The sequence below is a fragment of the Mycobacterium sp. 3519A genome, assembly GCF_900240945.1.
Taxonomy (GTDB): Bacteria; Actinomycetota; Actinomycetes; order Mycobacteriales; family Mycobacteriaceae; genus Mycobacterium.
In genome coordinates this window covers 65,760-85,144 of the sequence record NZ_OESG01000014.1, presented here as the reverse complement: position 1 = coordinate 85,144, position 19,385 = coordinate 65,760, and the positions used below count along the sequence as shown (strand labels likewise).

General features: G+C 67.2%; 19 protein-coding genes. 8 read left to right on the top strand and 11 right to left on the bottom strand.

Translation table 11 applies throughout. The features are described 5' to 3' along the window. Nucleotides 1-145: 145 nt before the first annotated feature. Entirely contained in the window at nucleotides 146-2,179 is a 2,034-nt protein-coding gene (locus C1A30_RS21565) for a prolyl oligopeptidase family protein (RefSeq protein WP_101950449.1), read from the bottom strand. Nucleotides 2,180-2,204: 25 nt separating this feature from the next. Continuing rightward, nucleotides 2,205-4,019, bottom strand: coding sequence for an NAD(P)/FAD-dependent oxidoreductase (locus tag C1A30_RS21560; RefSeq protein WP_101952784.1), 1,815 nt, complete (start codon nucleotides 4,017-4,019; stop codon nucleotides 2,205-2,207). Between the two features lie 122 nt (nucleotides 4,020-4,141). On the opposite strand from C1A30_RS21560, the gene C1A30_RS21555 reads away from it, so the two are divergent. Both C1A30_RS21555 and C1A30_RS21550 read left to right on the top strand, forming a co-directional pair. Beyond that, on the top strand, nucleotides 4,142-5,191 hold the full coding sequence (locus C1A30_RS21555; protein WP_101950448.1) for a 2,3-butanediol dehydrogenase: 1,050 nt from the start codon (nucleotides 4,142-4,144) through the stop codon (nucleotides 5,189-5,191). 46 nt (nucleotides 5,192-5,237) lie between these two features. Next, a complete protein-coding gene (locus tag C1A30_RS21550) occupies nucleotides 5,238-6,527 on the top strand; it encodes a GAF domain-containing protein (protein ID WP_101950447.1) in 1,290 nt (429 codons plus the stop codon). On the opposite strand, the gene C1A30_RS21545 is transcribed toward C1A30_RS21550, so the two are convergent. The 6 genes from C1A30_RS21545 to C1A30_RS21520 all read right to left on the bottom strand — a co-directional run bounded on the left by C1A30_RS21545 (nucleotide 6,519) and on the right by C1A30_RS21520 (nucleotide 12,930). After that, the gene (locus tag C1A30_RS21545) at nucleotides 6,519-7,163 is read right to left on the bottom strand and encodes an SRPBCC family protein (protein ID WP_101950446.1); all 645 of its coding nucleotides are present in this window, start codon (nucleotides 7,161-7,163) and stop codon (nucleotides 6,519-6,521) included. The two genes, C1A30_RS21550 and C1A30_RS21545, sit on opposite strands and share 9 nt — an antisense overlap. 2 nt (nucleotides 7,164-7,165) lie before the next feature. Next, nucleotides 7,166-8,020, bottom strand: coding sequence for a xanthine dehydrogenase family protein subunit M (locus C1A30_RS21540; RefSeq protein WP_101950445.1), 855 nt, complete (start codon nucleotides 8,018-8,020; stop codon nucleotides 7,166-7,168). Continuing rightward, complete coding sequence (locus C1A30_RS21535) at nucleotides 8,017-10,383, bottom strand: xanthine dehydrogenase family protein molybdopterin-binding subunit (RefSeq protein ID WP_101950444.1); 2,367 nt, start codon at nucleotides 10,381-10,383, stop codon at nucleotides 8,017-8,019. The genes C1A30_RS21540 and C1A30_RS21535 overlap by 4 nt, the downstream gene beginning before the upstream one ends. Beyond that, on the bottom strand, nucleotides 10,380-10,886 hold the full coding sequence (locus C1A30_RS21530; protein WP_101950443.1) for a (2Fe-2S)-binding protein: 507 nt from the start codon (nucleotides 10,884-10,886) through the stop codon (nucleotides 10,380-10,382). The genes C1A30_RS21535 and C1A30_RS21530 overlap by 4 nt, the downstream gene beginning before the upstream one ends. A gap of 69 nt (nucleotides 10,887-10,955) precedes the next feature. Next, nucleotides 10,956-12,041, bottom strand: a complete 1,086-nt coding sequence (locus tag C1A30_RS21525; protein ID WP_101950442.1) for a VWA domain-containing protein — start codon at nucleotides 12,039-12,041, stop codon at nucleotides 10,956-10,958. Nucleotide 12,042: 1 nt separating this feature from the next. Continuing rightward, nucleotides 12,043-12,930 (bottom strand): MoxR family ATPase, encoded by an 888-nt coding sequence (locus C1A30_RS21520; RefSeq protein WP_101950441.1) that lies wholly within the window; start codon nucleotides 12,928-12,930, stop codon nucleotides 12,043-12,045. 103 nt (nucleotides 12,931-13,033) lie between these two features. Here C1A30_RS21520 and C1A30_RS21515 point away from each other — a divergent pair, with 103 nt between their 5' ends. The 5 genes from C1A30_RS21515 (at nucleotide 13,034) to C1A30_RS21495 (ending at nucleotide 15,927) form a co-directional block, all read left to right on the top strand. Then, nucleotides 13,034-13,312 (top strand): putative holin, encoded by a 279-nt coding sequence (locus C1A30_RS21515; RefSeq protein WP_101950440.1) that lies wholly within the window; start codon nucleotides 13,034-13,036, stop codon nucleotides 13,310-13,312. Then, nucleotides 13,305-13,823: a hypothetical protein gene (locus C1A30_RS21510; protein ID WP_101950439.1), complete on the top strand. Its 519-nt coding sequence runs from the start codon at nucleotides 13,305-13,307 to the stop codon at nucleotides 13,821-13,823. Before C1A30_RS21515 ends, C1A30_RS21510 begins: the two co-directional genes overlap by 8 nt. Nucleotides 13,824-13,833: 10 nt before the next feature. Then, nucleotides 13,834-15,228, top strand: a complete 1,395-nt coding sequence (gene lpdA, locus C1A30_RS21505) for a dihydrolipoyl dehydrogenase (RefSeq protein ID WP_101950438.1) — start codon at nucleotides 13,834-13,836, stop codon at nucleotides 15,226-15,228. 2 nt (nucleotides 15,229-15,230) lie between these two features. Then, entirely contained in the window at nucleotides 15,231-15,521 is a 291-nt protein-coding gene (locus C1A30_RS21500; protein ID WP_101950437.1) for a hypothetical protein, read from the top strand. 100 nt (nucleotides 15,522-15,621) lie between these two features. After that, nucleotides 15,622-15,927 carry a hypothetical protein gene (locus C1A30_RS21495; protein ID WP_142392639.1) on the top strand — a complete coding sequence of 102 codons (306 nt, stop codon included), beginning with the start codon at nucleotides 15,622-15,624 and terminating at the stop codon, nucleotides 15,925-15,927. A gap of 1 nt (nucleotide 15,928) precedes the next feature. On the opposite strand, the gene C1A30_RS21490 is transcribed toward C1A30_RS21495, so the two are convergent. The 3 genes from C1A30_RS21490 to ramB form a co-directional block, all read right to left on the bottom strand. Further along, nucleotides 15,929-16,225: a DUF4193 domain-containing protein gene (locus tag C1A30_RS21490; RefSeq protein ID WP_101950435.1), complete on the bottom strand. Its 297-nt coding sequence runs from the start codon at nucleotides 16,223-16,225 to the stop codon at nucleotides 15,929-15,931. Between the two features lie 69 nt (nucleotides 16,226-16,294). Next, on the bottom strand, nucleotides 16,295-16,837 hold the full coding sequence (locus tag C1A30_RS21485; RefSeq protein ID WP_101950434.1) for a carboxymuconolactone decarboxylase family protein: 543 nt from the start codon (nucleotides 16,835-16,837) through the stop codon (nucleotides 16,295-16,297). After that, nucleotides 16,834-18,249, bottom strand: coding sequence for an acetate metabolism transcriptional regulator RamB (gene ramB, locus C1A30_RS21480; protein WP_101950433.1), 1,416 nt, complete (start codon nucleotides 18,247-18,249; stop codon nucleotides 16,834-16,836). The genes C1A30_RS21485 and ramB overlap by 4 nt, the downstream gene beginning before the upstream one ends. A 112-nt stretch (nucleotides 18,250-18,361) precedes the next feature. On the opposite strand from ramB, the gene C1A30_RS21475 reads away from it, so the two are divergent. Further along, nucleotides 18,362-19,192: an acyl-[acyl-carrier-protein] thioesterase gene (locus C1A30_RS21475; protein WP_101950432.1), complete on the top strand. Its 831-nt coding sequence runs from the start codon at nucleotides 18,362-18,364 to the stop codon at nucleotides 19,190-19,192. The last annotated feature ends 193 nt before the right edge of the window (nucleotides 19,193-19,385 follow it).

Sequence of the window (19,385 nt, the reverse complement as noted above, 5' to 3'; positions counted from 1 at the left end):
TGACGTGCACGATAACTGCAGTTTCGAGCCGCTGCCGTCGAGGTCGCTGCGCGCGTCATCGCCATCCGCTGACTGCTTGAGGCGCCGAGACTGGAACTGTGCACGCAAAGTCCGAGTGCTACCGTGCCGGAATGCCGTTTCGGCGCTAGTCGCCCAGCATCCGGTGCAGGAACTCGTAGATCAACGCCGACCGGAACGCGATCTGTGAGTTGTCGGCCGCTCCGGCGTGCCCACCCTCGATGTTCTCGTAGTACCGCACCGGTTGGCCCGCCGCCTCGAGCGCCGCGGTCATCTTTCTGGCGTGTCCGGGATGCACCCGGTCGTCGCGCGTCGACGTCGTGATCAACACCGGCGGATATCGCCGCTCTGACGAAATGTTCTGATACGGCGAGTATTTCGAGATGAACGCCCAGTCGTCGGGATTGTCGGGATCGCCGTACTCGGCCACCCACGACGCCCCGGCCAGCAGTAAGTGGAAGCGGCGCATGTCGAGCAGCGGCACACTGCACACCAGCGCACCGAACAGTTCCGGGTACTTGGTCAGCATGATGCCCATCAGCAGGCCGCCGTTGCTTCCGCCCTGCGCGCCCAGTTGCTCGACGGTGGTGATCCCGCGCCGCACCAGATCGGCTGCCACCGCGGCGAAGTCCTCGTGCACCAGGTGCCTGCCCTCACGCATCGCCTGCGTGTGCCAGCGCGGCCCGTATTCGCCGCCGCCGCGGATGTTGGCCAGCACGTACGTGCCGCCTCGGGACAGCCACAGCCGACCGAGCACCCCGGCGTAGCCTGGTGTGCTCGAGCTTTCGAAGCCGCCGTAGCCGTTCAGCAGCGTCTTGGTCGGACCGGTCGAACTGCGGTGTCCCACCACGAAATACGGGATCATCGTGCCGTGGGCCGACGCGACGAAGTGCTGTGTCACCTCGATATCGGAGGCGTCGAAGAACGCAGGGGCGCTCTTGATCTCCGTCACTTCGCCGCCGGCGTGGCCCCACAGCAGGCGCGACGGCAGGTCGAAGCCGCTCGAGTCGAGGAACATCTCGTCGCCGTACTCGTCGACGTCGACCAGCACGGTGTGGGTGTTCGGCGGGATGCCCCGGATCGGTTCGGCCTGCCACGACCCGGGGGTGACCACGTCCACCTTGCTGGCCACGTCGACGAGGCTGACCAGTATCAGGTGGTCGCGCGTCCACGCGTAATTCTCCAGGCTGGAATGCTCGTCGGGTTCGAAGACCACGCTCAATTCGGCTGTGCCCGCGAGGAATTCCTCGTACTTCGCGGCCAGCAGGCAGCCCGCCGGGTAGATCGTCGTGCCCACCGCCCACTCGGTGCGCGGCCGGATCAGCAACCACTCGCGGTGCAGCGAGATGTTGGCGTCGGTGGGAACGTCGATGCGGATCAACTCGTTGCCACGCAACTCGTAGCGCTCGCGGTTGAAGAAGTCGAGGGACCGGGTGATCAGCAGCCGTTCGAAGCCCGGGGTGCGGTCGTACCCGCCGCCGACGCTGACATCCGACGGATCGCCGGTGAACAGGGTCTGCGCTTCCGCGAGCGGCTGACCGCGCCGCCACCGCTTCACGATGCGCGGATAGCCGGATTCGGTCAGCGAGCCCTCACCGAAGTCGGTGCCCACCAGCACGGTGTCGTGGTCTTCCCACGACAGCCCGGACTTGGCCTCCGGCAGCTGGAAGCCGTCGGACACGAATTCCCGTTTCACCATGTCGAATTCGCGCACGACGGTGGCGTCGGCGCCGCCGCGCGACAGCTCGATCAGCGCCAGCGTGTAGTCGGGCTCGATGACCTCGGCGCCCGCCCACACCCAGTTCTCGCCGTCGGCGCGCGCGAGTTCGTCGACGTCGAGGATGACGTCCCAGTCGGGCTGCTCGGTGCGGTAGCTCTCCAGCGTCGTGCGCCGCCACAGCCCGCGCGTGTTCTTCGCATCGCGCCAGAAGTTGTACAGATACTCGCCGCGCCGCCGCACATACGGGATGCGGGTGTCGGTGTCGAGGATCTCCAGCGCCTCGGCGCGCATCTGCTCGAAGCGGTCGCCCGCGAACTCCGCGACGGTCGGCTCGTTGTGGCTGCGCACCCAGGCCAGCGCATCGTCGCCGGTGATGTCCTCGAGCCAGAGATAGGGATCGTCGTCCGTCTGCTCTTCGCGCAAGCGCTCATCGCGTTCCACGCTCCCATCTTGCCGGGCGGCCCGATCAGCTCAGGTGGTGCACCTCCTGCAGGCCGTACACCGGCGTCGGGATTCCCTCGTGGCGGGCCTTGAGTTGCAGCGCCAGGTACAGCGAGTAGTGCCGCGACTGGTGCAGGTTGCCGCCGTGAAACCACAGGTTGGGCTGCTGGGTCGGCTTCCACATGTTGCGCTGCTCGCCCTCCCACGGGCCGGGATCTTTGGTGGTGTCACTGCCAAGGCCCCACACCTTGCCGACCTTGTCGGCGACGTCCTGTCCGATCAGGTCGGCCGCCCAGCCGTTCATCGAGCCGTACCCCGTCGCATAGACCACCAGATCCGCGGGCAGTTCCGTGCCGTCGGCGAGCACAACCGAATCCTCGGTCAACCGGTCGACTTGGCCGTGCGCCAGTTTGATCCTGCCGTCGGCGACCAGGTCGCACGCTCCGACGTCGATGTAGTAGCCGGACCCGCGGCGCAGATACTTCATGAAGAGTCCGGATTCGTCGTCGCCCCAGTCGAGCTCGAAGCCTGCGGCGGTCAGCCGGTCGTAGAACTCCTTGTCCCGTTCACGCATCGCGTTGTAGAGCGGAATCTGGAACTCGTGCAGGATCCGGTACGGCAGCGAGGCAAACGTCAGATCGGCCTTCTCCGTTGTCATCCCGGCGGCGACGGCGCGTTCGGAGTAGAGGTCGCCGAGGCCGATGTCCATCAGGGTGTCCGACCTGACGATGTGCGTCGAGGACCGCTGCACCATGGTGACGTCGACGCCGTTCTCGTAGAGCGCCTTGCAGATGTCGTGTGCCGAGTTGTTCGACCCGATGACGACCGCCTTCTTGCCGACGTAGCGGTCCGGACCGGGGTGCGCGCTCGAGTGGTGTTGATCGCCGCGAAACAGGTCCTGGCCGGGCAGCGTCGGCACGTTGGGTTTACCCGACATCCCGGTCGCGAGCACCAGGTGGGCCGGGTGCAGCGTCAGCCGTTCGCCGTCGCGGTCCACCTCGACGGTCCAGCGACCGGCAGCGGAGTCGAACGACGCCGACAGGCACGTGGTCTTCGACCAGTACGGGACCTCCATCACGCGGGTGTAGAACTCCAGCCAGTCGCCGATCTTGTCCTTGGGCGAGAACACCGGCCAGTTCGGCGGGAACGGCAGGTAGGGCAAGTGGTCGTACCACACCGGATCGTGCAGGCACAGCGACTTGTACCGCTTGCGCCACTGATCGCCCGGCCGGTCATGCTTGTCCATCACGATCGCGGGCACGCCCAACTGGCGCAGCCGGGCGCCGAGCGCGATGCCGCCCTGCCCGCCGCCGACCACGACCACATAGGGCTGCACCGTCTGTCCCAGCGACGCGTCCTCCTCGGCGCGCTTCTCGGCCCAGGACCGCGGATCGGGGTCGTCGCCGTGTACAGCGCCCAGCACGCGGGTCGCGCCCTTTCGCTCCTCGTGCCCCTTGAGCTCCTGCATGGCGGTCAGCAACGTCCAGGCCTGGTCGTCCTTGAGCCGAAGATGCCCGATGCCGCGTCCCACCGCGGTCTCGAACTCGATGAACGCCGACGTGACGTCGCCGTCTTCGGTCGGGGCCTCCCGCGTCCGGAAGCCGGACGGGTCGGTGTCCGACAACCGAGCGCCGAGCATGTCGGCAATCTCATCGCGGCCCTCGACGGTCTTGATGTTCCAGGTGAAAGCCACCAGGTCGCGCCAAAAGCTGTCGACGGCGAACTTCTGCACCACTCGGTCGATGTCCCGAGCCGCCAGCGCAGCCTCGAAATCGGCGAGCCAGGCGTCAACCCGCTGCTGCGGCGTCGTGGCGGTGGCGGAATCCAGAATTTGTGTCATGTGACCCAGGACACACCGCGGTCGTGCAGTGCACAAGAGTTGCAGCGCGTTGCAGTTCGGTGACTCTTGCAACGCGATGCAACTCTTCCACGGTGTGTCCGCGGTCACATACAACTGCAGCCATGAAAGCAGCTGTTTATTACGGACCGAACAAGGTCGAGGTCGCCGACGTGCCCGAGCCGGACCCGGGCCCGGGCACCGTGAAGCTGAAGGTCGGTTTCAACGGCATCTGCGGCACCGATCTGCACGAGTACTACGCGGGCCCCATCTTCATTCCGACCGAACCGCATCCGCTCACCGGGCGTGAGCTGCCGCTGACGATCGGGCACGAATTCTCCGGCGTCATCACCGATCTCGGCGCCGGCGTCACGGATTGGGAAGTAGGTGACCGCGTCGCGGTGGAGCCGATCTACAAATGTGGTCGGTGCGCGCCGTGCCTGGCAGGCAACTACAACATCTGCGCGACAATCGGATTTCACGGGTTGATGTCCGACGGTGGCATGGCCGAATACACCGTCGTCCCAACGAACATGCTGCACAGGCTGCCGGACAACGTGTCGCTGCAACTGGGCGCGCTTGTCGAGCCGATGTCGGTCGCGTATCACGCGGCGACTCTGGGAGAACCAGCCGCCGGGGACACGGCCGTCGTGTTCGGTGCTGGACCGATCGGCATCGGTCTGTGGTTTGCATTGCGGGGCAAGGGTATTGAGGACGTGCTCGTCGTCGAACCGTCGGCGACCCGTCGCGCGGCGATCGAAGCGCTCGGCGCACACACCCTGGATCCCACCGAAACGGACGTACCGTCGTTCATCGCGGACCGCACTGGCGGGCGTGGCGCAGGTGCCGTGTTCGACGCCGCCGGAGTGGCACCTGCGGTCGAGACCGCACTCGCGTGCGTCGGTGCCCGGCGGCCCATGGTCAGCGTGGCGATCTACGAGAAGCCACTGACGACGCCGTTGCTGAACCTGGTCATGAACGAATCCCGGATCCAGGGTTCGCTGTGCTACACCGGTGCCGATTTCGAAGCGGTGATCGGGCTGATGGCGCAAGGTGCCTACGACACTGCGGGCTGGGTGACCGCGATCGCGATCGGCGACGTCGTCGACGAAGGGTTCGAAGCGCTGCACGCGGGGACGAAGATGAAGGTGCTCGTCGATCCCGCCACCGCGTGATGCGTGTGCTGGCCCCCTGGTGTGATCAGGAGCACAATCGTCGGTGATGCCCCGTTCGTCTGTCCCCGAGCCCGCGGTCGCGGTGGGTGAGGATCCACGCCGCTACGCCCGGCTGATGTCTGTGGTGTACGACGCCACGATGGCCGGTGATCGTGCCCCTGCACGACCGCGCAAGGTCATCGAAGACTCCTGGCACCGGTTGATGGCGCGGGGCATCCACCCGGATGCGCTGCCCGCTCCTGAGGTGGAGGACAGCACGCTCGACTTGTTGCGCCATTCCTCCGGGCTGGTTGCCGTGCTCAATGAGATCACTCGCGGGCTGGACTCGTTGGTCGCCGAAGGCGACAACATTCTCGTCATCGCCGACGCGCAGGGGCGGGTGCTGTGGCGCTCCGGGTCGCGGTCTGTACTCGGCCAAGCCGACCGGTTGGGCTTCGTCGAGGGCGCGCACTGGGGCGAGCACGCGGTCGGGACAAACGCCATCGGCACCGCATTGATGTCCAACTCCGCGGTGCAGGTGTTCTCCGCCGAGCACTACGCGCGCAGCCACCACGCCTGGACCTGTGCCGGGGCCCCGATCAAGGACCCGAGAACCGGCCAGGCGATCGGCGTGGTGGACGTCTCGGGCCCGGCAGCGACGGTGCACCCCACGACCGTCGCACTGGTCGACGCGGTGGCTCGGCTGGCCGAGGCCCATCTGCGGGAAGAACACGACCGCATACTGAACCGGCTGCGCACGGTGGCCGCGCCGATCCTCGCCCGGATCGCCAGCCCGGCCCTGGCCGTCGATCCGCAGGGCTGGGTGGCCGCGGTGGATTCGCTGCCGCCGCACAACCGAATCGCTATGCCGCGCGAAATCTCCGCTGGGCGCCTGTGGTTCCCGACCCTGGGGGCGTGCGACGTCGAGCCGCTGCCGGGCGGGTGGTTGGTGCGGCTGATCCCCGAGGTCGCCGAGGCCGACGGCCAGCTTGTGCACGCGACCCTGGATCTGCACGACCCCGACGCTCCCTCGCTGCAGATGGACGGCCAATTCGGTTGCTGGCGAAGCCAATTGTCACTTCGACATGCCGAGATTCTGCTCGCTCTTGCGCTGTTCCCGGAAGGGCGATCCGCGCCGGAATTGGCGGCCGACCTGTACGGCGACTCATCGCGCGTGGTGACAGTGCGCGCCGAATTGTCGCGGCTACGAAAGCAGTACGCCAGTCTGCTTGCCGCCCAGCCGTACCGCATCGCCGGGTCGGTCCGCTTCAGCGTCGAGTACCCCGACGATCGGGCCGCGTTGTTGCCGTCCTCGACTGCTCCTTTTGTCTGTGCTGCGCGGCTTCAGTCAGGCTGACCGCGGCCGCAGGCGTCGCAGCAAGGCTCCGATGGCCAGGATCGCCATGGCGGCCGCGGCCAGTGGGCCGATCCGCTTGAGGGCCGATCGCTGCGCGTAATGCACCAGGTTCAGCGGTTCGACCTCCGGAGTCTCTGGAGCCGTTGACGTCTCGGGAGTAGGTGTGGGCGCCGCGGTCTCGGCTGCCGTGACGGGGACGGCGAGTTTTTCCGAAAGGCACGCGGTGAACTGCTCGATGATCTTCCCACCGACGTCGGCGATCATGCCGCGACCGAACTGGGCGGGTTTGCCGGTGATGGACAGGTCCGTGGCCACCACCCCCGCGGTGCGGTCCCCGTCGGCGGTCAGCGTCAAAGTGACGGTGGCCTTGACGGTGCCGTTGCCGCGGGTGTCCTTGGCGTGCGCCTTGAGCACCGCCCGGCGGGCGGCCTCGTCGGTCTCGACGAACATGCCGGTTCCCTTGTACAGCAACGTGATCGGGCCGACCTTGATCTTGACGGTGCCGGTGAACGAATCGCCGTCAACGCCGGTGAGTGTCGCGCCGGGCACGCACGGCGCCACCCGCTCGGGATCCAACACCGCGGGCCACACCACATCGATCGGGGCAGGGACGGACAACTGGTGTTCGAGTTGCATCCCTACGCGCCGATCGCCGTCGTCACGGCGCGACGGGTCAGCACCTTGGCCAGGTGGCTGCGATATTCGGCGTCGGCGTTGCCGTCGGACATCGGGTTCATGCCATCGGCGGCGTGTTCGGCGGCCGCCCGAATCGACTCCACGCTGGCCTGCTGGCCGATCAGCGCCTCCTCGACAGCGCGGGCGCGCATCGGCACCGCTGCCATGTTGGTCAACGCGACCTTGGCCTGCCGGATCGTCCCGCCGTCGACCGCGACGGTCGCCGCCACCGCGACGATCGACCACGCCTGCGCCACCCGGTGCAGCTTCTCGTAGTGGGCTGCCCAGTCGGTGTGCTTGGGAATGCGTATCTCCGTGAGGATTTCGTTCGGCTGCAGCGCGGTCGTGAAGTAGTCGACGAAGAAATCCGCGACGGGGATGTTGCGTCGACCCGACGGCCCAGCGACGGTCAGTGTCGCGTCGAGCGCCAGCGTCGGCGCGGCCAGATCGCCTGCCGGATCGGCGTGTGCGAGGTTGCCGCCCAGCGTGCCCCGGTGCCGGATCTGCGGATCGGCGACGGTGTGGGTGGCGTCGGCGAGCAGCAACGCGTGCTTGCTGATCATCGGGTTGCCCAGCAGGCTGTAATAGGTTGTCATCGCGCCGATCACGAGGGCGTCGCCGTCGTCGCGCACCCCGCGCAACTCGTCGATCCGGTTGAGGTCGACCAGCACGGTGGGCGCGGCCAGCCGCAACCGCAGCACCGGCATCAGACTCTGCCCGCCCGCGATCACCTTGGCGTCCTCGCCGGCCTCGGCCAGTGCGGCCACCGCGTCGTCGACGGTGGTCGGGGCGACGTAGTCGAAGTTCGACGGAATCATCGGGCACCTCCCTGGTTGATGGCGTGCCAGACTCTCATTGGGCTGCACGGCATTTCGATGTCATTGACGCCGAGATGGCGCACCGCGTCGATGACGGCGTTGACCACCGCCGGTGTCGACGCGATGGTGCCCGCTTCGCCAACTCCTTTGACGCCAAGCGGATTCGACGTCGCGGGTGTCTCGGTGCGACCGGTGATGAAGGTCGGCAGATCCACCGCCGACGGGACCAGGTACTCCGCGAACGATGCGTTGATCAGCGTGCCCGACTCGTCGTGCACGGCCTCCTCGTACAGCGCCTGCGCGATGCCCTGAGCCAGCCCGCCATGCACCTGCCCGTCCACGATCAGCGGATTGACCACGTGCCCGATGTCGTCGACGCAGACATAGCGGCGAATCCGCACCTGCCCGGTCTCGGTGTCCACCTCCGTCGCGCACAGATGGGTGCCGTGCGGGAACGAGAAGTTGTCCGGGTCGTAGGTCGCCTCGGCGTCCAGGTTCGGTTCCAGCCCTTCGGGCAGATCGTGCGCGGCGAACACGGCCAGTGCGACTTCGGCGAGGGTGACCGCCTTCTCGGTGCCCGCGACGCGGAACCGGCCTCCGGTGAACTCGAGGTCGTCCTCGGAGCACTCCATCATGTGTGCCGCAAAGGGTTTCGCCTTGGCGATCACCTTATCGGCGGCCTTCACCACCGCGATCGCGCCGACAGCCAGCGAGCGCGACCCGTAGGTGTCAAGACCCCGCGGGGAGCTCTGGGTGTCGCCGTGGATGACCTCGACGTCCTCGAACGGGACACCGAGTTGGTCGGCGACGATCTGGCTCCACGCTGTCTCGTGGCCCTGCCCGTGCGGCGACGAACCGGTGACCACCTCGACCTTGCCGGTGGGCAGCATCCGGATGGCGGCGTGCTCCCAGCCGCCCGCCCCGTAGGACAACGAGCCGAGCACCCGCGACGGCGCGAGGCCGCACATCTCGGTGAAGGTCGAGACGCCGATGCCCAGTTGCACCGGGTCGTTGCGTTCGCGGCGCTCGGCTTGTTCGCGGCGCAACCCGTCGTAGTCGAACAACTCGCGCGCCTGCGCGGTGGCGGCCTCGTAGTTACCCGAGTCGTAGGTCAGGCCCGCGACGGTGTCGAACGGGAACTCCTCGTGTTTGATCCAGTTCTGCGCACGCAATTCGAGCGGATCACGGCCCAACTCCGCCGCGAGGTCGTCCATCATCCGTTCGATCGCGAACGTCGCCTCCGGGCGCCCGGCGCCGCGGTAGGCGTCGGTGGGCGTCTTGTTGGTGAACACGTTGGTACACGTGAAGTGGTACGAACCGAATTTATAGATGCCGTTGAACATGAAGGCACCCAAAATCGGGATGCCCGAGGTGACCAGCCGCAGATAAGCGCCCATGTCGGCGAGCAGTTCCACCTTCAGGCCGGTGACCGTGCCGTCGCGGCGCGCGGCCAGCGTCAGCTTCTGGATCTGGTCGCGGCCGTGGTGCGCCGCGAGCATCGATTCGCTGCGGGATTCGGTGTACTTCACCGGCTTTCCGATCCGCCGCGCCACCAGCAGCGCGATCACCTCTTCCGGCGTCACCTGGAGTTTGCCGCCGAATCCGCCGCCGACGTCGGGGGCGATCACGCGCACCTTGTGCTCGGGGATCTCCAGCGTCATCGCCAGCATCAGCTTGAGGATGTGCGGGATCTGCGTGGCCGACCACACGGTCAGCTGTGGGCCCGTCGGATCGACGACGACCGAGCGGGGCTCCATGAACGCGGGGATCAGCCGCTGCTGGCGGAAGGTGCGCTCCAGCACGATCTCGGCGTCGCGGATGGCGTCCTCGGCGTCGCCGCCGGTGCCTGCTTGCGCGGAGTCGAACGTCCACACCGCGCTGACGTTGGTGCCGAGGTCCGGGTAGATCACCTCGGCGTCGTCGGCGGCGGCCGCGAGGTCGAGCACCACCGGCAGGTCGTCGTAGTCGACGTCGATGTGTTCGAGCGCGTCCTGGGCCTCGTACGCGGTGCGGGCCACCACGACTGCCACCGCTTCGCCTGCGAAGTTCACGGTGTCCACCGCCAGCGACGGGGCGGCAGGCGCCTTCATGTCCTCGGTGATCTGCCAGGCGTTGGGCAGGCTGCCCTGTTCGGCCGCCAGATCGGCTCCGGTGAAGACGGCGATGACGCCGGGCATGCTGCGCGCGGCGCTGGTGTCGATGTTGGTGATGCGGGCGTGTGCGACGGGGCTGCGCAGGATGGCGAGGTGCTGCAGGCCCGGCAGCACGATGTTGTCGGTCCACCGGGTGCGGCCGGTGATCAGATGCTCGTCCTCCTTGCGGACCCGCGCCTTGCCGATCTCGGGTTCAACGGTCGCGGTCATCGGACGGCCTCCGCCGAATCAGTCTTGGGCGCAGCCGGTTTCGCCTCCAGCCGGCTGGCCGCGTCCTGCACGGCCCTGACGATGTTCTGGTATCCGGTGCACCGGCATAGGTTGCCCTCCAGGCCGTGCCGCACCGCCTCTTCGTCGGGATGCGGGTGCTCGGCGAGCAGATCGATGGTCTGCATGATCATGCCGGGGGTGCAGAAGCCGCACTGCAGCGCGTGGTTGTCGCGGAACGCCTCCTGCACGGGGTGCAGTTTGCCGTCTCGTGCCAGCCCTTCGACGGTGGTCACGTCACCGCCGTCGGCCTGTACGGCCAGCACGGAGCACGACTTGACGCTGTAGCCGTTGAGGTGGACGGTGCAGGCACCGCAGTTGCTGGTGTCGCAGCCGATCACGGTGCCGACCTTGCCGAGCCGGTCGCGAAGGTAATGGACGAGAAGAAGTCGGGGTTCCACGTCGTCGGTGTACGTGGTTCCGTCGACGGTGACAGTGATACGCATAGGCATACTCTGCTCTGGCTGGCCGCCGGGAACCCGCAGAATCGCGAAACCGGTTGCGCACCAGAATGTTCAGGCGGTGCGGATTTCGTCGAGCAAATCCTGCAGTGTCGCCAGGCTGTGGCCTGCGAGCAACCGGTCGACGTAGGGCAGCGCGGCGGCGATCCCCGATTGCACCGGCTGATAGCCGTCGACGCCCGCGTGCGGGTTCACCCACAGCACGGTGTGGGCGAGTCGCCGCAGCGCCGCCATCTGCTCGGTGAGCAGGGTGGGCTCGCCGCGCTCCCAGCCGTCGGAGAAGACCACCACCACCGCGCCGCGGGCCATGCCGCGCCTGCCCCACCGGTCCAGGAACGCGCGCATCGTCTCACCGAGTCGGGTGCCGCCGGCCCAGTCGGGCACCGCGCGGCCCGCGGCGGCCAACGCCGTCTCGGGGTCACGGGCCCGCAGCGCCCGCGACAGTCTCGTCATTCTGGTGCCGAGCGAAAACACTTCGGTGGCAGGGCTTTTGCGGGCCACGACGTGCGCGAAGCGCAGCAGCGCGTCGGCGTACGGGCTCATCGAGCCGGACACGTCGAGCAGCAGCACGATGCGCCGTGGCCTGGTGTCCTTGCGGTGGTGCCGGGGCCGGACCGGTTCGCCGCCCGCGGCGAGCATGCGGCGCAGGGTGCGCCGCGGGTCGACGCGGCCGCGGCGCGACGGCCGCATCCGCAGCGCGGACCGGGTCGCGGACTGTGGCCGCAGTGCGGCGAGCAGCTCGGCAAGATGCGCCCGCTCGGCGGCGGTCAGTTCGGCGATGTCGCGGTGTCGCAGGATCTCGGTGTCGGCCGCGGCGACCCGCAGGTGCGGCGGCTCGCCGTCGGTGTCGGTGTCGCCGGTGGTGTCCAGCGCGGCGATGCGAGCGCGGCGCTGGGGCTGGCTGCGGTGCGGCGCGCGGACCGGCACCGTGCCGCCGAACCAGTTCTCGAACACCAGGTCGTAGCGGGGGATGTCGTCGGGGTCGCGGCACAGCGTCGCGCGGCCGGCCCAGTACACCTGCCGCGGGTCGGCGACGTCGACCTCGCGCAGCGCCCTGGTGTAGGTGTCGACGGCGTCGGCAGGCAGCCCCGCGACCGCGAGCGCGTGCGCGAATCCGGCGAAACCGACCAGTGCCGCCATGTCAGCCGGCCAGCAGTCGGTCCAGTCCGGCCCGCACCACCCGCTCGGCGTCCTCGTGATACTTGACCACCGCGCCGAGGGTCGCCGCGGCGGTCTGCGCGTCGAGCGCATCGCGGTCGAGTTCACGCAACGCACGCGCCCAGTCGAGGGATTCGGCGACACCAGGCGGCTTGACCAGTTCCATCGCCCGCAGCGCGTGCACCGCGCGGGCCACCTGATCGGCGAGCGCCTCGGCGATGCCGGGGATGCGGCGACGCAGGATCGCGATCTCGCGCGCCAGGTCGGGGTGCTCGAGCCAGTGGTACAGGCAGCGCCGCTTGAGCGCGTCGTGCACGTCGCGGGTCCGGTTCGACGTCAGCACCACCAGCGGCGGCGTGGCGGCCCGCACCTCGCCGAGTTCGGGGATCGTGACGGCGTTCTCGTCGAGCACTTCGAGCAGGAACGCCTCGAATTCGTCGTCGGCCCTGTCGATTTCGTCGACCAGCAGCACGCAGGGTGCCTCGGTGAGCGCCCGCAGCAGCGGCCGCGCGAGCAGGAACCGCTCGGTGTAGAGCGAGCGTTCCGCGGAGTCGGCGTCCAGATGTCCCGCCGCCTCCAGCGTCCGCAGATGCAGCAACTGCCGCGGGAAGTCCCAGTCGTAGAGCGCTTGGGCGGCGTCGATGCCTTCGTGGCACTGCAACCGGATCAACGGCAGGCCCAACGCCTCGGCCAACGCGGCGGCCAGTGACGTCTTGCCGGTGCCCGGCTCGCCCTCGCAGAACAGCGGCCGACCCATCCGCAGCGCCAGGTAGGCGGCCGTCGCGACACCCTCGTCGGCCAGGTAGCCGGTGCCCTCCAGTGCTTGCGCGAGTTCCGACGGCGACCCGGCACCGGAGGTGGAAACGCTCACCCAGCGAGCCTAGGTCAGGGCTTGATCACAGCTGCGCATCTTCGTCCGTGACCTTGCGTGGCGGACCGCCGAGGACCGCGGCGGCGCGCCTATCGTTCCAAACGTGATAGCCCTCCCGCGCGCGTGGCTGCTGGCCGGCGCAATGCTTGTGGGTCTCGCGGTCGGACAGATCGCGGGGATCGCCTCGACGCTGCTGGTGAAGGCCGCGATCCGGCCCGACATCGTGGTCGCACTCGTGATCGCGGTGCCCAGCGTGATCGGCATGCTGACGATCCTGCTGTCCGGGCGACGCTGGCTGACCGCGCTCGGTGCCTTCGTGCTGGCCATCGCGCCGGGGTGGTTCTCGGTGCTGGTCACGATCCAGGTGGTGCACGGTGCTTAATCCGACCGAACAAGAAACGCTGCCGGGTGACCCCACGCAGCCGTATTCGCCGGTGTTCACCGGCGAATTTCCGGCGATGCCCGATCCGGTGCAGCCGTTGGCCGCCGAACGTGACCCCGCAAACGGCGCGGACACCCCGACCGGGCCGCTGCCTCCCGTCGTGCATCCGGAGGTCGTCGAAGGCACCTACAAGTACCTAAAGCGCTGGACCTTCGTCCTTGTGGTGGCGGGGGTGTGGATTCTCGGCGCCGCGGCCGGGTGGGGGCTCTATTACTGGTGGTTCCACTCGCTGGACAAGACGCCGCCGGTGTTCGTGGTGCTGATCTTCGTGATCGTCTGCACGGTCGGCGCGGTGTTGGCCGCGATGGTGGTCGACAAGCCGCTTGTCGCGGCACTGGCGATCGGGCTGATGTCGGCGCCGCTGGCCGCGCTCGGCGCCGCGGCGGTGTTGCACGGCACCTACTTCTGCCAACACGTGAGCCGCTGTTTCGTCGGGCTCATCCCCTACTAGGGTTGGGCGGGTGACCCACTATGACGTCGTCGTTCTCGGAGCAGGCCCCGGCGGATACGTCGCGGCCATCCGCGCCGCCCAGCTCGGACTGAACACCGCAGTCGTCGAACCCAAGTACTGGGGCGGCGTATGCCTCAATGTCGGCTGTATCCCGTCCAAGGCGCTGCTGCGCAACGCGGAACTCGTCCACATCTTCACCAAGGAGGCCAAGCAGTTCGGCATCAATGGTGAGGCGACGTTCGACTACGGCGCCGCGTTCGACCGGAGCCGCAAGGTCGCCGAGGGCCGCGTCGCGGGCGTGCACTTCCTGATGAAGAAGAACAAGATCACCGAGATCCACGGGTACGGCACGTTCACCGATCCGAACACGTTGTCGGTCAAGCTCAATGAGGGCGGAACCGAGACGGTGACGTTCGACAACATCATCATCGCCACCGGCAGCAGCACCCGGTTGGTGCCCGGCACGTCGCTGTCGGAGAACGTGGTCACCTACGAAGAGTTGATCCTGTCGCGCGAACTGCCGTCCTCGATCGTCATCGCCGGGTGTGGCGCGATCGGCATGGAGTTCGGTTATGTGCTGAAGAACTACGGCGTCGACGTGACCATCGTGGAGTTCCTGGCGCGCGCGCTGCCCAATGAGGATGCCGAGGTTTCCAAGGAGGTCGAGAAGCAGTTCAAGAAGCTCGGCGTCAAGGTGATGCTCGGCACCAAGGTCGAGTCGATCAAAGACAGCGGCGGCGAGGTTGTGGTCACCGTCAGCAAGGACGGCAAGAACGAGGAGCTCAAGGCCGAGAAGGTGCTGCAGGCCATCGGCTTCGCTCCCAACATCGAGGGCTACGGCCTGGACAAAGCCGGTGTGCAGATCACCGACCGCAAGGCGATCGGCATCGACGACTACATGCGCACCAACGTGCCGCACATCTACGCCATCGGCGACGTCACCGGCATGTTGCAACTGGCCCACGTGGCCGAGGCCCAGGGCGTGGTCGCGGCCGAAACCATCGCCGGCGCAGAGACTTTGCCGCTCGGCGATTACCGGATGCTGCCGCGCGCGACGTTCTGCCAGCCGCAGGTGGCCAGCTTCGGGCTGACCGAGGAGCAGGCGCGCGCCGAGGGCTACGACGTGAAGGTGGCCAAGTTCCCGTTCACGGCCAACGCCAAGGCGCACGGCGTCGGCGACCCGAGCGGCTTCGTGAAGCTGATCGCCGACGCCAAGTACGGCGAGTTGCTCGGCGGCCACCTGGTCGGCCATGACGTCTCCGAGTTGCTGCCCGAGCTGACGCTGGCGCAGAAGTGGGATCTGACAGCCACCGAACTGGCCAGAAATGTGCACACCCATCCGACGATGTCCGAGGCGCTACAGGAGTGCTTCCACGGTCTCATCGGACACATGATCAACTTCTGAACGTGGTCTCCACGGGCAGCCCAGCGAGAGCGATCTGGGTCGCCGGGATCGGCGGACTGGTGGTCGGCCACATCCTGTGGTTGGCCGGGATTTCCGTCGCGATCGCGACGAGTTCGATCAGCACCTGGGTGTTGGTGATCGCCGCGGTGTCGTTCGTCGTGGGCGGCGTCGCGGCCTATTTCGGCTGGCGCTGTTATCAGCGCAAGTCCGAGATCTGGGCGGCGTTCCTCTTCCTGCTGCCGGTGTCCCCGGTTTTGTTGTCGCTGACCGTGCTCGGGGTGACCTACCTGTAGCCGGACCGCGAGTCTGAACGATCGCTGTGAAGTGCGCTAGCGGCGGACTGCCCGCCGGGATATGGTCTGCTGCACCGCAGACGATCTGGAGGACGCAAACGTGGCAGCTTGGAAAGCAGGGAAGTACGCCGGAATCACCTTTGTCGGCGCAGTCCTGGCCGGATCTGCGGTGGGATTCGCTGCCACTGCGCAGGCCGACAACTGCGATCCGTTCCTGCTGTCGATGACGCCGCAGCCTGTGCTTGCCTGTCAGGCACCGGCCCCCGACGTCCCGCCGCCACCGGACCAGCCTGCCGCCGCTCCGGTCAACGACGTCGCGCCGCCGCTGCCCGCCGAGGTGCCGCCGCCCGCAGAGCCGGGGCCGTTCGGTGAGGAGCCTGCTCCAGTGCCGCCAACGGGCGGCTAGATCACACGCACTCGGTGCAGTACTGCTCGCCGTCCTTGCGTAGCGCCAACCGGCTGGTGTGCTGCACCAGGAAGCAGCTCGAGCAGACGAACTCGTCGGCCTGCTTGGGCACGACGCGGACGGTGAGCTCCTCACCGGTGAGATCGGCGTCGGGCAGCTCGAACGAATCGGCGCCGTCGCCGTCGTCGACGTCGATGACCGCGGTCGCGGCGTCGTTCTTGCGACGGCTGGTGATCTCCTCCAGCGACTCATCGCCATCGGTCTCGGTGACGCGGGGTGCGTCGTAGTCAGTGGCCATGCGACATGCCCCTTCCTATCAAGTCAGATAAACCGCCAAACGCGGCGAGGAAGCGGATTGTTCCCTATCTCAGTCGGGAAAGTCCAGCGGAATTCGCAACGTCGCCATGGTGGCGGCCAGCGCATCGTATTGCCCTGCCAGCGTGCAGAATTCGATCAGCTGCGCACGGCTGAGCAGGCCGGAAAGCGCCGACCAGGTCTCCGGCGACATCGAGCGGGTGATCACGAACTCGTCGGTCGCCGTGATGAGCACTCTCTGCCGGTCGGTCAGCCCTTCGGCGTCCGGCCCCTCGAAGATCCTGGCCTGCAATGCGGCGTCGACGCCCCGGCTTTTCGCCAGCCGGCGGTGCTGCTGCAGTTCGTATTCGCAGTCCCGCAGGTGGCCGACCCGCAGGATGACCAGTTCGGCGTCCCGGCGCGACAGCTTGCCCGCGTACAGCAGGTAACCCGAGAACGGCAGCCATGCGAGGAACAGCAGTTTGTGCTGCCCGAGCACGTTGAACAGGTGAAACTTCGGGGCACGGATACCGCGGGCGCCGAGCTTGGCGATGGCCCAGTTGACGGGCCCGAGTTCCTTGAACCCGCCCGGCGGGATCCGCGGGAGCGCACTCATGACTGCTTCACCAGGTAGGGCGACACCGTGCTGCGGTGTTCGTCGATGTCCAGTGCGCGGCCCAGCGCCGGGAACGCCCGCTGCGGGCAGTTGTCACGTTCGCAGACCCGGCAGCCCGCGCCGATCGGTGTCGCGTTGTCACCGGACAAGTCCAGTCCCTCCGAGTAGACCAGCCGGTGCGCGTGCCGGAGCTCACAGCCGAGGCCGATCGCGAACGTCTTACCCGGCTGACCATAGCGCGATGCGCGACGCTCCACCGTGCGTGCCACCCACATGTAGTTGCGCCCGTCGGGCATCTGCGCGATCTGCACGACGATTTTGCCCGGGTTGGCGAATGTCTCGTAGACGTTCCACAGCGGGCAGGTGCCGCCCGACGACGAGAAGTGAAAGCCGGTGGCGGACTGGCGTTTCGACATGTTTCCCGCCCGGTCCACGCGGACGAAGGACAGCGGCACCCCGCGCATCGACGGCCGCTGCAGCGTGGACAGCCGGTGCGCGATGGTTTCGTAGCTGACCGAGTAGAACGCCGACAACCGTTCGATGTCGTAGCGGAAGTTCTCGGCGACGTCGTGGAACTGTCCGTACGGCAGCACGGTGGCCGCGGCGAAGTAATTGGCCAGCCCCAGCCGGGCGAGCTTGGTCGACTCCTGGCTGGTGAATTTGCCGTCGTCGACGAGTTTGTCGATCAGGTCGCCGAATTCGAGGTAGGCCAACTCGGTCGCCATCTTGAACACCGTCTGACCCGACGACAGGTGACCGCTGATCTCCAACGTCTTGGTCGCCGGATCGAAGCGGTGCAACACGGTGTCGCCGAGATCGATGCGACGGATGATGTGCACGCCGTGGACGCGGGTCAGCCGATCCGACAGCTCACGGGCCAACTCGGCGCGGTGCATGCGCATCCGGATGGTCAAATCCTCGGCGGCAGTGTCGAGTTCGTGCAGATAGTTCTGCCGTTGGTAGAAGTAGTCGCGGACTTCCTCGTGCGGCATGGTGATCGCCCCCGACCCGCTGCCGTCGGAATTGCGGTCCTCCGTCGCGTTGGCCAGTTGCGCGGCGGTCAGCCGGTAGCGGCTGTGCAGGTTCACCATCGCGCGCGCCAACGCCGGATGCGCGCCGACCATGTCGGCGACCTCGGCGAGGTCGACGTCGACGTCGAGGTCGCGGTCCATCAGCACCTCGCGCAGTTCGGCGACGAGGCGGGTGTCGTCCTGAGACGCGAAGAACGTCGCGTCGACCCCGAACACTTCGGTGATTCGCAGCAGCACCGCGACCGTCAGCGGTCGAACGTCGTGCTCGATCTGATTGAGATAACTGGGCGAGATCTCCAACATCTGCGCCAGTGCCGCCTGGCTGAACCCGCGCTCGCTGCGGAGTTGCCTGACCCTCGAGCCGACGAATGTTTTCGCCACGGTAAGCGAGCCTACCGAGGGCTAGCACAGTTGCGAAGGGCAGCTTCGCATTGTTGGCAGATTGCGGGCTGTGGCAGGATCGGGCCGATTGCAGCGACAGGGAGAACCACTGATGGCGGGAATTGCGGGCAGCACCGGTCTGGCGAAAGCAATGATGCCGGTGCCCGATCCGCACCCTGACGTCTTCGACCGGCAATGGCCGCTGCGGGTGGCCGACATCGACCGGGAAGGCAGGCTGCGGTTCGACGCCGCCACCCGCCACATTCAGGACATCGGCTCCGATCAGCTCCGCGAGATGGGCTTCGAGGAGACCCACCCGCTGTGGATCGTGCGCCGCACGATGATCGACCTGATCAAGCCCGTCGAATTCCAGGACATGCTGCGGATGCGGCGGTGGTGCTCGGGCACCTCGAACCGGTGGTGCGAGATGCGGGTCCGGATCGACGGCCGCAAGGGCGGCCTGATGGAATCCGAGGCGTTCTGGATCAACATCAACCGCGAGACGCAGGGGCCCGCCCGCATCTCCGACGACTTCATCGAGGGCCTGCAGCGGACCACCGACGTCGACCGGCTGCGCTGGAAGCCGTATCTGAAGGCGGGTAGCCGCGAGGATGCCGCACAGATCCGCGAGTTCCCGGTGCGGGTCAGCGACATCGACATCTTCGACCACATGAACAACTCCGTGTACTGGAGTGTGATCGAGGACTACCTCTTCAATACGCCGGAGCTTCTGCACAAGCCGATCCGGGTGACCATCGAGCACGACGCGGCAGTGGCGCTCGGCGACAAGCTCGAGATCATCTCGCACGTGCACCCGGCAGGCTCGACCGAACAATTCGGCGCCGAGCTGTCCGATCGCACTGTTAGAACGCTCACATATGCCGTCGGCGACGAGACAAAAGCGGTCGCGGCGATCTTCGCCCTGTCGGACGGCGAGCTTTAACAGTACGAGCGTACTGACCAGCGAAAACCACCTACCGGCGAGTAGCTACTGAACCGGTTAAGCGCATTGCCGTCTTCGCAAACTTTGCAAGTTAATGCGGGCTGTTGGCGAAAGTTTACAAATGAAACGGGTGGACCTGCGGTTATGCCGTAGTGCATCCTCGACTTAGCACAACAGTGAAGGTGCTGGAGGG

Excerpts from the sequence above, each read along its gene's own strand:
- C1A30_RS21560 (WP_101952784.1), bottom strand. The coding sequence starts at position 4,019 with ATGACACAAATTCTGGATTCCGCCACCGCCACGACGCCGCAGCAGCGG.
- C1A30_RS21550 (WP_101950447.1), top strand. The coding sequence starts at position 5,238 with ATGCCCCGTTCGTCTGTCCCCGAGCCCGCGGTCGCGGTGGGTGAGGAT.
- C1A30_RS21535 (WP_101950444.1), bottom strand. The coding sequence starts at position 10,383 with ATGACCGCGACCGTTGAACCCGAGATCGGCAAGGCGCGGGTCCGCAAG.
- C1A30_RS21555 (WP_101950448.1), top strand. The coding sequence starts at position 4,142 with ATGAAAGCAGCTGTTTATTACGGACCGAACAAGGTCGAGGTCGCCGAC.
- C1A30_RS21490 (WP_101950435.1), bottom strand. The coding sequence starts at position 16,225 with ATGGCCACTGACTACGACGCACCCCGCGTCACCGAGACCGATGGCGAT.
- C1A30_RS21525 (WP_101950442.1), bottom strand. The coding sequence starts at position 12,041 with ATGGCGGCACTGGTCGGTTTCGCCGGATTCGCGCACGCGCTCGCGGTC.
- C1A30_RS21475 (WP_101950432.1), top strand. The coding sequence starts at position 18,362 with ATGGCGGGAATTGCGGGCAGCACCGGTCTGGCGAAAGCAATGATGCCG.
- C1A30_RS21530 (WP_101950443.1), bottom strand. The coding sequence starts at position 10,886 with ATGCGTATCACTGTCACCGTCGACGGAACCACGTACACCGACGACGTG.
- C1A30_RS21485 (WP_101950434.1), bottom strand. The coding sequence starts at position 16,837 with ATGAGTGCGCTCCCGCGGATCCCGCCGGGCGGGTTCAAGGAACTCGGG.
- C1A30_RS21540 (WP_101950445.1), bottom strand. The coding sequence starts at position 8,020 with ATGATTCCGTCGAACTTCGACTACGTCGCCCCGACCACCGTCGACGAC.
- C1A30_RS21545 (WP_101950446.1), bottom strand. The coding sequence starts at position 7,163 with ATGCAACTCGAACACCAGTTGTCCGTCCCTGCCCCGATCGATGTGGTG.